This is a genomic window from Longibacter sp. (assembly GCF_051155795.1).
Classification (GTDB): Bacteria; Bacteroidota; Rhodothermia; order Rhodothermales; family Salinibacteraceae; genus Longibacter.
This window is the reverse complement of the sequence record NZ_DAXETW010000041.1, coordinates 1-14,786: the sequence shown is the minus strand read 5'-3', so window position 1 is coordinate 14,786 and position 14,786 is coordinate 1. Positions and strand designations below refer to the sequence as shown.

Annotated in this window: 9 protein-coding genes and 1 pseudogene; 3 read left to right on the top strand and 7 right to left on the bottom strand. The window is 61.6% G+C overall.

Annotation, left to right across the window (positions count from 1 at the left end; genetic code table 11):
- Positions 1–606, top strand: a 606-nt coding sequence (miaA, locus tag ACFCU0_RS05345) for a tRNA (adenosine(37)-N6)-dimethylallyltransferase MiaA (RefSeq protein ID WP_434972634.1), incomplete at its 5' end; no start/stop codon positions are given.
- Between the two features lie 12 nt (positions 607–618).
- Here the strand turns inward: miaA and ACFCU0_RS05340 are convergent.
- The 5 genes from ACFCU0_RS05340 to ACFCU0_RS05320 all read right to left on the bottom strand — a co-directional run bounded on the left by ACFCU0_RS05340 (position 619) and on the right by ACFCU0_RS05320 (position 10,744).
- Positions 619–2,631: a methyltransferase domain-containing protein gene (locus ACFCU0_RS05340; protein WP_434972633.1), complete on the bottom strand. Its 2,013-nt coding sequence runs from the start codon at positions 2,629–2,631 to the stop codon at positions 619–621.
- Positions 2,632–2,776: 145 nt separating this feature from the next.
- A complete protein-coding gene (locus tag ACFCU0_RS05335) occupies positions 2,777–7,108 on the bottom strand; it encodes a S8 family serine peptidase (RefSeq protein ID WP_434972632.1) in 4,332 nt (1,443 codons plus the stop codon).
- Positions 7,109–7,255: 147 nt separating this feature from the next.
- Entirely contained in the window at positions 7,256–8,326 is a 1,071-nt protein-coding gene (locus tag ACFCU0_RS05330; protein WP_434972631.1) for an aminopeptidase P family protein, read from the bottom strand.
- Between the two features lie 100 nt (positions 8,327–8,426).
- Positions 8,427–9,977, bottom strand: a complete 1,551-nt coding sequence (gene guaB, locus ACFCU0_RS05325; RefSeq protein ID WP_434972630.1) for an IMP dehydrogenase — start codon at positions 9,975–9,977, stop codon at positions 8,427–8,429.
- Positions 9,978–9,985: 8 nt separating this feature from the next.
- The gene (locus ACFCU0_RS05320) at positions 9,986–10,744 is read right to left on the bottom strand and encodes a pseudouridine synthase (protein WP_434972629.1); all 759 of its coding nucleotides are present in this window, start codon (positions 10,742–10,744) and stop codon (positions 9,986–9,988) included.
- 636 nt (positions 10,745–11,380) lie between these two features.
- On the opposite strand from ACFCU0_RS05320, the gene ACFCU0_RS05315 reads away from it, so the two are divergent.
- Positions 11,381–11,851 carry a hypothetical protein gene (locus tag ACFCU0_RS05315; RefSeq protein ID WP_434972628.1) on the top strand — a complete coding sequence of 157 codons (471 nt, stop codon included), beginning with the start codon at positions 11,381–11,383 and terminating at the stop codon, positions 11,849–11,851.
- A gap of 373 nt (positions 11,852–12,224) precedes the next feature.
- On the top strand, positions 12,225–12,944 hold the full coding sequence (locus ACFCU0_RS05310; RefSeq protein WP_434972627.1) for a BACON domain-containing protein: 720 nt from the start codon (positions 12,225–12,227) through the stop codon (positions 12,942–12,944).
- 124 nt (positions 12,945–13,068) lie between these two features.
- Here the strand turns inward: ACFCU0_RS05310 and scpB are convergent, their stop codons facing one another.
- Together scpB and ACFCU0_RS05300 are read right to left on the bottom strand one after the other, a co-directional pair.
- Positions 13,069–14,037, bottom strand: a complete 969-nt coding sequence (gene scpB / locus ACFCU0_RS05305) for an SMC-Scp complex subunit ScpB (RefSeq protein WP_434972626.1) — start codon at positions 14,035–14,037, stop codon at positions 13,069–13,071.
- Positions 14,038–14,405: 368 nt separating this feature from the next.
- Positions 14,406–14,786, bottom strand: a pseudogene (locus tag ACFCU0_RS05300) (hypothetical protein); the annotation flags it as partial.

Below are 14,786 nucleotides of genomic sequence, written 5' to 3'. Positions count from 1 at the left end.
CACGCGCTACAGGAAGGGCTCGCGGACATCCCGGACGTGCCACAACACGTGCGCGACCGGCTGGAAGGGCGTCTCGAAGAGGAAGGGCCAGAGGCACTGTACGACGAACTGTGTGCAGTGGACCCACGGCAGGCCGAGAACAACGATCCGACGAAGACGCATCGCGTCATCCGGGCCCTCGAGGTCTACCACCACACGGGGAAGCCGTTGACCCACTATTACGACCAGCAGCCGGAGCCGCCCTTCTCCTACCGAACCGTCGTCCTGAACCGAGAGCGAAGTGCGCTCTATGACCGCATCAATCGCCGCGTAGACCGCATGCTGGAAGACGGACTACTGGAGGAGGTGCGGTCGGTAATGACGCTCGACGTGGACCTCGATGAGGCGCCGATGAGCACGATCGGTTACCGCGAACCGATTCAATTCCTTCGAGGCGAGATCGACCGCGAGGAGATGGTTCGCCTGGTAAAACGCAACTCGAGGCGGTATGCCAAGCGTCAACTGACCTGGTTTCGCCGATATGACGATTACGTCTGGCTGAAAGCGAACGACGCAACACCCACGGACGTGTTTGAGGCGGTCGGGTTCTCCGTCCGTGCGGCGTAGCAGCGAGACGGGTTAGAGATGAGAGGGCAAAGAGGCCGACGGAGCCTCCGCAGCATCTTCGGCCGTCGCCACCGGCTCGATGACGAACAGCGCCTGAGGATGCAAGACATTCCCCCACGTGTGACGATAAACCACCGTGCCGCCGCACGTCCGGACGAGGTTCCCCCACTCCTGTACCGTCCGAAACGTCAAGGCATCCTCCTGGGCCCGCATCGCACCGGCAGACCGAATCCGGTTCGCCCACCGGTCGAGGCTGCGTAGAACGCGGTGCTGCACGGGACCTTCGATGACGCTCTCGACGACGATCACGCGGCCGCGGGTCACCCGCAGGGCCTCCCGAAGCACGCGCTCGGCGTCCTGGCAGTGATGGAGGACGAAGTACAGGATCGTGCTATCAAAGGCGCTCTCGCAATACGGTAGCTCAGCACCGTCGTACGTATCGTGCGGCAAGTCCGTCCGGTTGAGGTCGACGACGTCGCAGAGCTGTACCCGCGTGTCGATGTGGCATCCTTCCCCGTCAGAGAGGGCGTGCTGAATCGCCTGCCCGACATACCCCTCCCCGGCTCCCAGATCCAGCACCCGTGGCGTATCGCCATGTCTGGCCCGTGCTGGAGAAAGCCACCGAATGATCCGTCCGGCCTTCTTGGCGCCTCTCTTACGCTGCAGGTGCTGGAGCGCAGCGTCGGCCGCTTTGCGGATGCCCGGCGTCGTCGGCCAGACCCAGAGAAACGAGGCCCCGCCCCATCCTCCGATAACCCACGCCCAGTAGGGGCCACCGGCGTAGAACGTGTAGGTCCCAAATGCTGCGGCAGAGAGCCAGAGCCACCCGGCAAGCCCGCCGCCGGCCGGAAGCAAGGCGGTTTGGTCGGGGGCGGTTTGGCCTGCGAAATCGACCCTCCAACTCGATCGCCCGGCTGCGAGGACCGACAGCGGGAGGACGGCAAGCAGGTACCACGGGTGTACCGTCGTACTAAGAACGAGGAATCCACCCAGGATCCAGAGACCGGAGCGATGAAAGGGGAGTAATCTCCAAGCGTCCCAGATGTAAACCGCCGGGACGCCGAGAAGGAATGCGGCGCGAAGTGCCGGGCCAAGGACCTTGCTGTAGTCGATGCCCGTCCCCTCCAACAGAACGTGCTTCGCAAGAAAGTAGGGCCCGGCAAAAAACTCGAAAAGCCGAACGTACAGATCGAGCGATGTCATGATGTTCGGTACGACGAAGGGTTCTGCGTACGGGAGACACAGCAGCGCCCCGCCAACGGCCCCCGGGAGCAGGCTCCGCCACCCAAATCGGCGGACCAGGAGTGGAAAGAGCAGGACGGGGTAGAGCTTCACGAGTGTGGCTCCCGCCAGAGCCAGAGACGCGAGGCTCGGTCGCGCGGCCTGTACAGCCCACACAGCGGCGATCAGAAAAAAGACGAGTGCTGCTTCCGTGTGCCCCTGCCCTGCCGTTTCGAGCACAACGAGCGGGCTCCACGCGTACAGGACGAGCCAGCGGGGAGGGAGCATCCGGGCAAGCAGAAGCAGCCCTGCGGTTTCCAAAAGGACGAACACGCTCTTGATGGCGTAGTAGCTCTGCCGCCAGGAGCCGCTTTCCCCGACCAGCGAGTCGACGCCCGCCCCGAACGCAAATACCATTTGAGAGATCGGAGGGTACACACTGAAGAACTCCTTTGAGTTCAGGCGCTGATACAGCTCCGAACCCATTGCCCCGTCTTCAGCTGCAACCACCGCGGACGGGCGAAACTCGTACGGATTGATGCCCTCCCACTGGAGCCATCCGTCCCACACGTAGCGAAAGGTGTCGTCGGTAAGACTTGGCTCAAGCGGCAGGAAGACGAAGCGTGCGGCCACCGCTCCGGCGAGCACCTGGGCGGTGGAAAGGCGATCGCGATGCCACAGCCACACGGTCCCGGCGATACTGGCAAGACCCAACATGACGAGTGCGAAATGCGCCCCCGGTAGCGAGGCACAGACTGCAACGCCCGCGATGCCGAGCCAGACGAGCACGGCGACGGGGTCCACAGAGGAGAAGACGGATCGGACCGTTTGCGGCACGAAGGTGCTACGTTGAGGGGTGGAGGCGATACAAGCGGTTCGTGAGAAACGAGCCGTCAACGTTACAGGGGCTCTAGTTTCCGGTGCGCTACATCTTCGGCAGGCTCTCCCGTCATCGGATCACCGCCGCACGCCGAACCACCGGATCGTCGGACGGGGATTCAACCCGGAAGAGGTAGATCCCCGCCGGGACCTTGTCTCCGCGGGCGTCCCTCAGGTCCCAGGTCCGACCTCCGTTGAGGGAGCGGTCCTCTGGAAGCACGCGGACGAGCCGCCCGTCGGCGGACAGAATGCGAATTGTGGTTTCCGATGGCAGGCCGGCGATGGTAAGCTCCTCCCCATGCCGCGCGGCCCGATACGGATTGGGGTAGATAAAGACGTCGTCGAGTCCGGATGCTGGTTCCGACAGGCGAATCCCCCGACTCTTTCGATCCAGCGTCTCACCAGAGACCGAGGTCAGCGGGCCGAGTCGGAGTTGGGTATCTTGCCCGTTTGGCCCGATCACCGTCCCGTCGATGGTCACCACCACGCGATCAGGCTCCGCTTCGTCAAACTGTACGTCTGCGACCTCAGCCGGTGCCGGGCGCACGGTGTAGTGACCGAGCCGGCGAGCTTCCGTCGCATTCAGATTCGCGGTAAACACAAGCTCCACGCGCCGCTGATCGAGAATCGTCCAGTCGGCGAGAAGGAAACCGGTCGCCTGCTGTTTCGGGAAGGACACAGTTGCACTCGTTTGGCCGACGGCAAGCCCCGACCGGTCTATAACACCCGTCCAGCTCAGCGTGCCCGAAGCGGGGTCTGGACGTTCAGGAAACCGCAGCACTACTTGCGAGCCGTTCCGACCGAACGTAATGCCGTTGGACGTACGTCCCTCGAACGCAAACTGCTCGGCGCGCGTCGACGGGGCAATTTCTTCAGTGAAAACGAGTTCGACGGTCGTTGGAGAAATCGCCTCTGCGCGGGTCACCGTCGCCGGAGCGTGTGGACGGACGCTTCGGCGCTCCGACAAGCCGGACGCCGTCCCCCCGTACCAGGCGCGGAGCGCAATCGATCTCGCACCCGAACGCGATAGCGTGATAGTCGAGTCCGTCGTGACGGCTGCGCGAGAGAGGGCCGTACCGGCCGGGGCATCGAAGACAGTGACCGAGTCCGCACCGGGCGCTCGCCAGCGAAGGGCTATCGTCGATGCATCCTGCGGAATGGCGCTCTGCCAGCGCGGAGGAGGATACTGGGCCGAAGCCGCGTTGTATTCGTAGCGCTGCATCACGGGTCGGCTCGTCGAGACGAGAAGTTCCGGCGAGCCATTTCCGTTGAAGTCGCCGGCCACCATGCTCGCACTCAGGATTTTGCCGGCCGCGGACGTGCCACCGTCATAAAAAACCACGCGCCATCCCCCGGGCGAGGCAAAGTCGGCGATGATCAGTTCCGGGGGGTGACTGATGGCCACTTCATCCCTCCCATCCCCGTCGTAATCGAACGCCAGAATCCCCCCGTCGGGCGCCACCTCCCCGGCAATCGGCAAGTGCCACCGGCGGGCGTAGTCGTTATTTCCAGCCGCGCTCCATACTTCGTACAGGCCGATGGACGGCTGGACCTCGCCGTTGGGCAGTGTCAGCGGATAGTTCTGCCGGAACGTGATAAAATCGGTCTGACCGTCCCCGTCAAAGTCGCCTGTTGCCATCCGGTCGCCGGCATCGATGTAGTCGCTGGGATCCGTCCAGACCGCGCGCATCGAGTCATCAGTAACCGTTTCGTAGACGATGAGGTCACCATCCCGATCCCCGACCAGAAAATCCGTTCGGCCATCGCCGTCGAAGTCCCCGTCCGCGGCCACGGCCGGACCGAAGCGGTTTGCCAGAGCGGCAGAGTCGACCGAGGCGGCACTGGTCGGGTTGTTCAGTCGAAAGGCCTCGACGTAGGTCGTATCCGACGCCTCGAGGAAGCGCCACTGGAGCGAGTTATGCCCGACGATCTCGCCGCGCCCATCCTGGTCCACGTCCGTGAGCAGCGTGCCGATCAGGTCATTCGTGGTGATCGAATCTCCGTCGAGGCCGGTCGTGTCGATGAATGCAAGTTGCGATGGAATGGACCGATCCCCGGCCTGCTCCAGCATGAGCGTGACGCTCTGGACCTGCGTGAGGAGATCCAGTCGACCGTTTCCGTCCGGATCGCCGAGGTCCCGTGGAATCACGGACGCTATGAGCGAATCCGACGGCAGGAAATCGCTACCTCCCCACTCAAAGAACCGGAGGGTGTCCGAAATGCTGCCACGCTCCCGCTGGTTGACGACGACCTCGAGCAAACCGTCCTCGTCAAAGTCGGTGGGCTGTTGCAGCACCCGCCCGGGCGTTACGGTGGTTGGTTCAACGGTGAAGAGTCCGGTCGTCGTCTGACGGGCGGGGATCTCCACGTCTACGGTTTCAGAGGAAACGCGGCCGGCCGTATTCGTCGCGACGATCTCGACCTGCGCCATTCCCCCCTGCCCGGTGGGATCGACCGCCTCAAGTCCGTGACGCCGAACCTCATACTCGCTTTCGACCTCGGTCGTGCGGCCGTTGAGCGTCATCGCGAGATCGATCTGGGTCACGTCATCGGTCGACACGTCGACCAGCACGCCGAAGGCGCCGTCGATCAGCCCACCCATGGCCGACCGGACCCGAATCGTCGGTGCGGTTCGGTCGATGTACACGCGCCGTCGATCTTCAACGGTGGATCCGTCCCGCTTCTGCACAACGAGGCGAAGCGTGTATTCGCCGTCCGGATACTGCATTGGAGAAAGCGAAGCGACATCCCACGTCGCGAGCGTGTCGCGGAGCACGGGCGCCTCCCGGGCGTCCGTGGTGATCGGCTCCCATGGCGCGATGCGCTCGTCCAACCCCTGCGTGCCGCGTGTGAAGAACAAGCTGTACGACTCGAAGCCGGGATTCACCGCCGACCCCAGAATCGGTACCGACGTCTCCCCGGAAAGACCGGCATTGAAGGTGGGAGACGTGATTTCGACCGATGCGGGAATGGATTCGTCCAGCGCGCGCAAGACATCCACGCGACCGGAAGCGGTAATGTGATCCCACCCGGGCGCCTCCAGATCGACCGCCGTGTCTGTCAGAATCGACCGGATCGATGCAGGATCGAGGTCCGGGTCCAACGATCGCAGAAGGGCGGCGGCCCCGGCCACCTGCGGCGCGGCAAACGAAGAGCCGTTGACCGGACCGTAAAGATCGTCAACCTCGAGCGTGTCCGAATCCGACAACGGTCCCGGGTAGAGCGTGGTAAAAACATTGGACCCCGGCGCCCCGATATCAACGCCAATGCCGTACTGACTCTGACTGAACTGTTCTGGGAGACCGGTCCCATCCTCCGCCAGCCACATGACCGAGATAACATCGGGATAGTCGGACGGGTAGTGGGCGTCGTCCGTCGCCTGGTTGCCGGCAGATGCGACGATCACCACGCCACGAGTCGCGGCGTAGCGGACGGCCTCCTCAATGAGCGGAGAGGGCCGGTCGCGGCCAAATGACAGGTTGATTACCTCATAGCCTTCCTCTGCTGCGTACACGATCGCCGCGGCGATGTCGTCCGTTTGACCCCGTCCGTCCGCGCCGAAGGCCCGAAGCGAAACGAACCGGGCACCGGGTGCAACGCCCAGAACGCCTCGCGACGGATCTGCCGGTCGACCGGATGTGATACCGGCAACGAATGTCCCGTGTCCGGAGATGCCTCCACTTGTGTCGGGACGGGCATCCGGGTCTCGATCTTCGTACTCGCCGATCAGGTCGAGTCCCGGTCGATCCACGAAGTCATACCCGGCGACATCATCGACGAAGCCGTTTCCGTCATCATCAATGCCGTTGAAGTCGGACACGTCAAACCGGCCGTTCCCGTTCAGGTCTTCCGCCGGGTTGACGTACGATTGACCGGCAAGATCAGGGTGGTCCAGGTCAATGCCAGTGTCGATAATGCCGATCCGGACGGAGGGCGAGCCTTCCGTGATCTGCTGCGCTTCGCGGGCCCGAATCACATCCAGATGGTCCAGGCTGTCGGCAAACGCGTTGTCGGGGTCCGCGGCGTGCAGCGGACGTAGCATCCTGGCGGACGTCCCTGCCGGTCGCTCGACGGAAAAAACCACATTTTCCTGAACGTAGCGCACGTCGCCCCTCCCCCTCCAGGCCGATACGACGTCGGAGAGTCGGGTGGAGTCGCGCAGGGTTAGGACATACGCCGGAATTGAGGTGCCGCCAGACTTTGCTGCTGACCTAGCGAACACGGGTGCCGTTCGGCTTACGCCGTCCAGAAGGTCGGGGTTAATGTCAGCCGCTGCCTTCCCTCCGTCCATTGCGCGGCGAAGATCGACCGCCCCGGGTTCGAGGCGAACGATGACTTCCGCAGGCTGTGCGACGACCGCGTACGGGAGACAAAAGAGGAGAATGAAAAGGAAACGCTTCATGCAATAACGGCAGTTTACCCGGGCACTCGGATGTATAAGGTAGCTGTCAGGTCAACACGGTCGCAACCCGTCTTCTTCCGATGGATGCTAACCGGCACCATTCGAACAGCTTCAGTTACCGGTCTTCGCACCCGGACGGTCGAGCACTTAGTCAATCCGGGTCAGAGACTTCGTGGAGCCGGTAAGATTTCGACAGCCCTCCTGCTCCAGCACGATGATGTCCTCGATCCGAATGCCGAATCGGCCGTTGAGATAAACGCCGGGCTCGATCGTGACCACGGCGCCGGCAGGCAAGTCATCGTCGCTTGTCCGTGATACCCGTGGCCACTCGTGGATCTGCAATCCCACTCCGTGACCCAGGCCGTGAGAGAATGCGTCATCCAGACCGTGCGAGGATAGCACGTCCCTCGCTACTTCATCCAGGTCCGATGCCGACATTCCCGCCCGGGCTTCTGCAAGAGCAGCTTCCTGCGCCTCCAGAACCGCGGCGTACGCCGTTTTCATGTCTTCGGCAATCTCGCCGATCGCCACTGTCCGCGTCATGTCGGATGCGTACCCGTTCAGAAAGCATCCCATGTCGATGACGACGAACTCCCCGTTTTTGAGCGTGCGAGGCGTGGGGCGTGCGTGAGGCAGGGCGCCGTTTGGGCCCGAAGCAACGATGGGGTCGAAGGACATTTTCTCCGCCCCTTTCTTCATATGACGGTAGACGATCTCAGCCGCGACCTCTTTCTCCGTGAGCCCCGGCCGCAACCACGAAAGCAGCTCGTCGAACACCTCATCCGTAATGCACTGGGACGCGGCGATGGCGTCGATCTCGTCGCGTCTTTTAACGCCAGCTGCACGGGTCAGCAGACCGGATACCGGGGTGAAATCGACATCGGTGAACATGTCGCCCCACCGGGTGCGACGGTCGACGGTGACGTGATCCGCCTGGAATGCAACGCGGTTCATGCCGTCCAGAAGGCCTTCATCGGCCAGACCGGAGTCCAGTCCGTTCGACACAATATGGACCTCTATCTCGGCGGGCACCTCGTCACGCGCCTGGTCCCGGTACCGGCCATCGGTGAGCAGATGCGCACTTTCATCCCGGAGCACGACGAGCCCGTTCGACCCGGTGAATCCCGTCGTCCACCGCACATTCGGGATAAATGTAATCAGGACGGCATCCACGTTGTGGTCATCGAGGAGGCCCTTAGCGGTCGACAGATGATCCATAGATTCTGGAGCTCGTGCGGCGGACGACAGGGTGACCGGAAAACGACCCGGCCGAGATTCGGGGTACCCATTCCGGCCCGATCGTGCCTGGGACGAGAGGTCAGCTGGACTTCGAGGACCGCCCCGAGTAATAGTTCGGGGACTCCTTCGTGATCTGGATATCGTGCGGGTGACTCTCGCGTACGCCTGCCGAGGTCGTCCGGACGAACTCGCCGTGCTCGTACAGGTCGTCAACCGTTTCGCATCCGCAGTACCCCATCGCGGCCCGGAGGCCACCGGACATCTGGTAGATGACTTCGCTCAGCGTTCCGCTATACGGTACGCGGCCCTCAATGCCTTCCGGAACCAGTTTCTTCAGGTCATCCTCCACATCCTGGAAATACCGATCTTTGCTTCCCGCTTCCATGGCACTCACGGAACCCATTCCGCGGTAGCTCTTGTATTTGCGCCCTTCGTAGATGATGGTCTCGCCGGGACTCTCTTCGACACTCGCAAAGAGGCCGCCGATCATGACGCAGTTGGCGCCCGCCGCCAGAGCCTTGGGGATGTCGCCGGTCTGCTTGATGCCGCCGTCCGCGATGATCGGGATGTTGTGCTCGCGGGCCGCAGCGGCGCATTCCATGATCGCCGTGAGTTGCGGGACGCCGACGCCGGCCACGACGCGTGTCGTGCAAATCGACCCCGGGCCAATGCCGACCTTGACGCCATCTACGCCGGCTTCGATCAGGTCGAGCGTGCCGGATGCGGTAGCAACATTCCCGGCAATGATGCCCACTTCATCTTCGAAGCGATCGGCGATCTTTGACACCGTTTCGAGAACGCCTTCGGAGTGCCCGTGGGCGGTGTCGATCGTGATGAAGTCGACGCCCACCTCAGCGAGCGCGGCGACCCGGTCGATGACGTCCTCCGTGACGCCGACGGCAGCACCGACGCGCAACCGGCCGTGTTCGTCTTTGCACGCGTTCGGGTGCTTGCGGCGCTTGCGGATGTCCTTAAACGTAATCAGCCCCTTCAGGTAGCCCTCCTCGTCCACGACCGGGAGCTTCTCGATCTTGTGGCGCTGGAGGATCTGGACGGCTTCGTCGAGCGTCGTGCCGACAGGCGCCGTGATGAGATCGTCCGACGTCATCATGCGATGAATCGGCGTCTCGTTCTCGAGCTCGAACCGGACGTCGCGGTTGGTCACGATGCCGACGAGTTTCTTCTGCTCATCGACCACCGGGATGCCTCCGATCGAGTAGTGCGACATCATCCGTCGGGCGTCCCCGACCGTGTCGTGCGGCGAAATCGTAATCGGGTCCAGGATCATGCCGCTCTCGGACCGCTTGACGCGACGAACCTCGGCTGCTTGCCGCTCGATCGTCATGTTCTTGTGTAAAACGCCGCAGCCACCCTCTCGAGCCATGGCGATGGCCAGATCCGCCTCGGTAACCGTATCCATCGCCGCGGACAGGATCGGCACGTTGAGCTGAATGTTCTTCGTGAGGTTGCTGGCCGTCGATACGTCGCGCGGCATGACGGACGAGCGACGCGGGACGAGCAGAACGTCGTCGTAGGTCAGCCCTTCCCCTTTGATCTTCCGGTCAAACGCGGCACTGAGGGCTTCGGCGTCGGATGAGGTCTCCGGGGGCGCAGTGTGGTTGATCTCCATGGGGTGGATTACTTGAGGTTAACGCGTTTGCGGAGGGAGCGGACTTCGTGCGGACGCAGCCGGCGCCAGCGTCCACGGTCAAGCTTTCCGGTCGCGAGACCGGCGTACTTGGCGCGATCAAGCTGGACGATGTCGTGCCCCATCGATTCGAACATGCGGCGGACCTGCCGATTTCGGCCCTCGTGGATCTCGAGCGCAACGTCGGTCTTGTTGATCCGCTGATCGATGTACGTGACCCGGTCGGCGGCCGCCATGCCGTCCTCCAGCTCGACGCCTTTTTGAAGCTGATCCAGCTGGTGCGGCTTGACGGGTTCCCGGGTTCGAACGAAGTAGATCTTTGAGATCTCGAAGCTCGGGTGCATTAGTCGATGCGCGAGATCGCCATCATTCGTTAGTAGCAGAACGCCGGTCGTATTCCGGTCGAGCCGCCCGACGGGAAACATACCCTTGGGATTGTTATCCGGGATACCCGCTGCCTGCAGCACGGTATCGCGACCTTTCGGATCGTCGGTCGTGCTGATCGTATCCTTCGGCTTGTTTAGAAGGATATAATCGAAGTCGGCCAGCTGGATGGTGGAGTCATCCACTTCGACGTGCTGACCGGGATGGACGCGCGTCCCGTGCTCGGTTACGACCTCCCCGTCGACCTTCACCCTGCCCTGCTCGACAAGCGTGTCGGCATCTCGCCGCGAGCACACGCCCGCGTGAGCGATGAACTTGTTGATGCGCATGCCGCTCTTGTCAGACGGGGTGTGCGGATTGCCCATCGGCAGATTTCAGGGGTTGGTTCAGTAGGACGCCAACATATTATTGGTTCTTGTACGCGCCGACAGCGACTTGTGCCGAGCGATCTTTGAGTTCACACGGTTTTGTCGCTGAACAGCAACGCGCGAGTGTGCCTCGCGGATGTATCTCCCCGTTCTGATTTAAACTCGTGTACCAACAGGCATCTAGATGCAGACGGTTGATTTGGATGCTGACGGTTGATTATCCAGGCTCGCCTGTGAAGGCACGCCCCCCGTACGTACCCTTCGGTGGCGCTAAAGCTGTGACTGGATTGATGCTTTTTCTAGATAAGAGACATTCCTTGCAATAACGGAGATACGGAAAACGCTGTACGATCTCAAGGCCAAAGACATCATCTTCCCGCTTTCCTCTAACCATGTTTTCTCTCTCGATTGTAGCCGTCCCAGACAAACGGTGTTCTGCATTCTATGCCCCGACGCAAGCGCACAGTTTGAAGTCACACCCTCCGGACCTGAACGCAGCGATCTCAGACATCGCGACCGTTTCACCTCCGCTCATTATGTTGACACCCGGATGTTCACAACGATCGTAGATGGTCCCTCGGCAGTGGACGGCACGGTCGTTCATTCGAAAACTAAGGCAGATCCGATTGATACATGTCAAAGAAGCTACAAGCGGCTGCGATCACCGGTCTCGTCGCATTCACCGCCCTCTTATGCTGGGTAGAGCGGCCGTTTCGAACCCCTACGCCGCCGGATCCCGTCAAGGTTGCAGAAATGCTGGGACGGGATCCCGGTGTTCCCGATCATGAGTACTGGGGACCGGGTCAGATCCTGTGGTCGCACATCCAGATGTTTTTCCGCGATCTTGGCTCAGCGCTCCCTCTCGGGATGTATCTGATTCCGCAGGGAGATGTGTGGTCCTATCGGTTTGCTGCTAGCGCTACGTATCGACCTCCGGGGGCTTACCTTGATTGCGAGGTTGAGTCCGGGCTTGCTGATAACGGACTCTACTGCCAGCACACGGTCAAAAAAGCCGGTAAATCGTGGACGTACACGCTCAGTCGTCTTGAGCACGAGGACTCGGCCCTGTTTGTCGTGCGCGTTTGGGATTCAGGTAACCCATGATACGTGTGGTCACTAACATCTGTAAATGCAATAACAGATGTTATCCGTGTTCGTGACAATCTTAACCCACCCTCTCTACGCCCAGGCCGTGCGCATTTCCCTCACGACAGCGCCAGCCGGTGCCGGTCCTTATATACGGGTGGAAAACCTACACGAATGAATTAATAGTGTCTGCATGTACTCGTGCAGCGGCTTCCGTCGCTACTTCTTACACTTACCTTAACGTACCGCGTCTCCCCTCTGTCTCCCTTTTGCGATGCTTATGCCCGTCTCGCGACTTCGTGGGCTTCTTTTCCTCTTTCTGCCTCTCCTTACCGTCTTGACCGCTTGCGACTCAGGCGGCGCGAGCGAACCCCAGCCAGCCCCCCTGAGCTTGGAGACGAGTGCTACGGAGGTATCGATGGATGAGTCGACGATGGAAGCGTCACTCATCCTCTCGTCGCAAACCGGGGATTCCATCTCATGGCAGATCGACGACCACCCGGCATGGCTGGACGTCGATCCAATCCGCGGTGTTGTGGCAACGAGGCAGAACCTGATGATCACCGTAGACGAATCGACGCTTTCCTACGGTTCTCAACACCACGGAACGATCGACATTCACTGGAACGGTGAAACGTCTTCGATCTCGATTTCCAAAGCTGTATCTCATTACCGAATCGCAAAATCAGACACCCTCGGAGGATCCTGGGGCCTGACACTTCTTGACCTGCCTGGAGTGGATAATACACTGATGTTCTCGGACGCTCTCAATTCTACGGATCCGGATGGCCCCTCGCAGTGGGTGTACTTCAGGGCCGACGACCAATCAGATAGCGCGGATTGGGAATTCGCGCCGACCACCGCCCGAGAGGCGTTAAAGGCTCCCGATGCGAGTGAAACAACGTTCTATGATCCCTCGACGGTCGAGTCTGCTCCGTCGGGAGCACGATCATGGCGCTCGTCTGCGGTCGAACTGGGAGTCAATGAGGTGCTGCTCGCACGTCCTATCGCACATCCAACGTCGATGTACGCGGTCGTCATCACGAATCTGAGAGAGGTTGAAGAGGGCGAGGATGAGATCGTCGTTCAGGTAGCTGAATTCATGCAGTAGAGGTGCTATCGGAGCATCGATCGGTCGCCACCGCAACACGTGTCGGCTGGCGCGAGTCACCCCTGCCGGGCGGCATGATCTAGTTTGCTCCCCTCGGTGATTACTGGGCCTCCGTCATTTCCGATCACTCCTCCGACACGCTCCCGGAGGCATCCGGATCATCCCGCTTCTGCTCGGACGATTGGTCACGATCCGGCGAGGCGTCTTCGGTCGATGAGCCGCGTGCTTCTGCCTCAGCCGTCGTATCCGGCGCCTCTTGCGCGGCGTTCTCTTCCTCCGACGGGCCGCGATCGGCCCCGGCCGAGCCCGACCCCGGGTCCTGATCGACGTCGATGAAGTCGTCTGCGTCCAGTTCCCCCTTTTGCACCATCTCGCGGGCCTCGGACAGCACCTCTTTCGCCGTTTCGCGATCCGTGATCTCTTTTTCGGTGTCTAACTGCAGAAGCTGCGACCGCTCCTCGTCGAAGGTTGGATCGTCGAGAAGATCTTCGATCTCTCTGAGCGTCGGGAGATCCTCCAGCGTATTCAAGCCGAACTGCTCCAGAAAACGATCCGTGGTCCCGTACAGAAGCGGGCGCCCAAGCGACTCGCTCCGGCCTTTCACATCCGCCAGGCCGAGATCGAGTAGCTTACGAATCGCGTAGTCGGAGTTTACGCCCCGGACGAAGTCGACCTCCGGGCGGGTGACCGGCTGCCGGTACGCAAGCACAGCAAGCGTCTCCAGCAGCGATCGCGACAGCGACGTCTCCTGCTCCCCCACGACGAGCGCCTTCACGAACGGCGACATTTCGGGCCGGGTCGTGATGCGGTAGCCGCCTGCCCATTCATGGATCACCAGCGGTCGCCCCGTGGACTGATATTCCTGGTTCAGCGCTCGGACGTGTGCTTCCACCGTCGCGAGGTCCGGCTGCATGCGACCCGTGACCTCGGCGAAGATCTCTGCAATGCGGTGAGGCGGCACGGGTTCGTCGGCCGCGAAAATCATCGCCTCGGCCGCTTTGATGAGTCGCGGATCGATGTCGATGCCCTCGAGCGTGTCCGCAGAGAGCGTATTCCCGGGAATGGTCGCGTCGACGTCGTGTGAATCCGACACTGAATCGGCCTCACTCGTGTCTGTAGCATCCGCGCTCGTCGAGCTGTCCGGTGCCCCGTGAATACCGTTTTCTCCACGATCCTCTTCTCCATCCCTTTCAGCAGCGGCCCCAGGGCCCGATTCGGCACCCTCACGGTCCTGTGGCGACATCTCCGATTCGCCCGAGCGGGCTTCATTTACGGTCGCGCCTTCTTCTTTTGCAGGGCGTGTCGAAGCATCATCGGACGTCGATGCACGATCGGTATCTGACGCATCCTGCGAGGCGCTGTCGGCTTGGCCGTTTGATGGTGAGCTATCCACAACTGATGTTTTTATTTGCAATAACGGTAATCGGTGCTGTTCTGGCCGCTTCCGGACCGTCCATCCCATCAGCCGGTCATCGCACCATCCCCACCCACTGCGGGCCCTCCGGGACCGCCGGGGCCGTCTGACGACTCCCCCCGGTCCTTCACTCCGGTCTCAGCAGAAAAGCCTCCGGCATCCATCCCCTCCGGCGTCTCAACTCCGGGATCATCCTCAATCAGCGGCTGCTCCTCTCGCTGGACCAGGGTGAAGTCGATCGCGTCGTCAGAATGAATCTCTACGTACAGGTACTGCTGACGCGCAAGCTCCAGCGTGGCGAGGAAGGTCGCGATGATGAACGCCTTCGACCGGGACCGGCACAGCTCGCTGAACCGCACCCGCGGCTCGGACAGGAGACGCTCCAGAACAAACTCCTGCTGCCCCTCGATCGAGTACCGCAGCGGTTC

Coding starts and splice junctions, on each gene's coding strand:
- ACFCU0_RS05335 (WP_434972632.1), bottom strand. CDS start 7,108: ATGAAGCGTTTCCTTTTCATTCTCCTCTTTTGTCTCCCGTACGCGGTC.
- ACFCU0_RS05320 (WP_434972629.1), bottom strand. CDS start 10,744: ATGGGCAATCCGCACACCCCGTCTGACAAGAGCGGCATGCGCATCAAC.
- ACFCU0_RS05330 (WP_434972631.1), bottom strand. CDS start 8,326: ATGGATCATCTGTCGACCGCTAAGGGCCTCCTCGATGACCACAACGTG.
- guaB (WP_434972630.1), bottom strand. CDS start 9,977: ATGGAGATCAACCACACTGCGCCCCCGGAGACCTCATCCGACGCCGAA.
- ACFCU0_RS05315 (WP_434972628.1), top strand. CDS start 11,381: ATGTCAAAGAAGCTACAAGCGGCTGCGATCACCGGTCTCGTCGCATTC.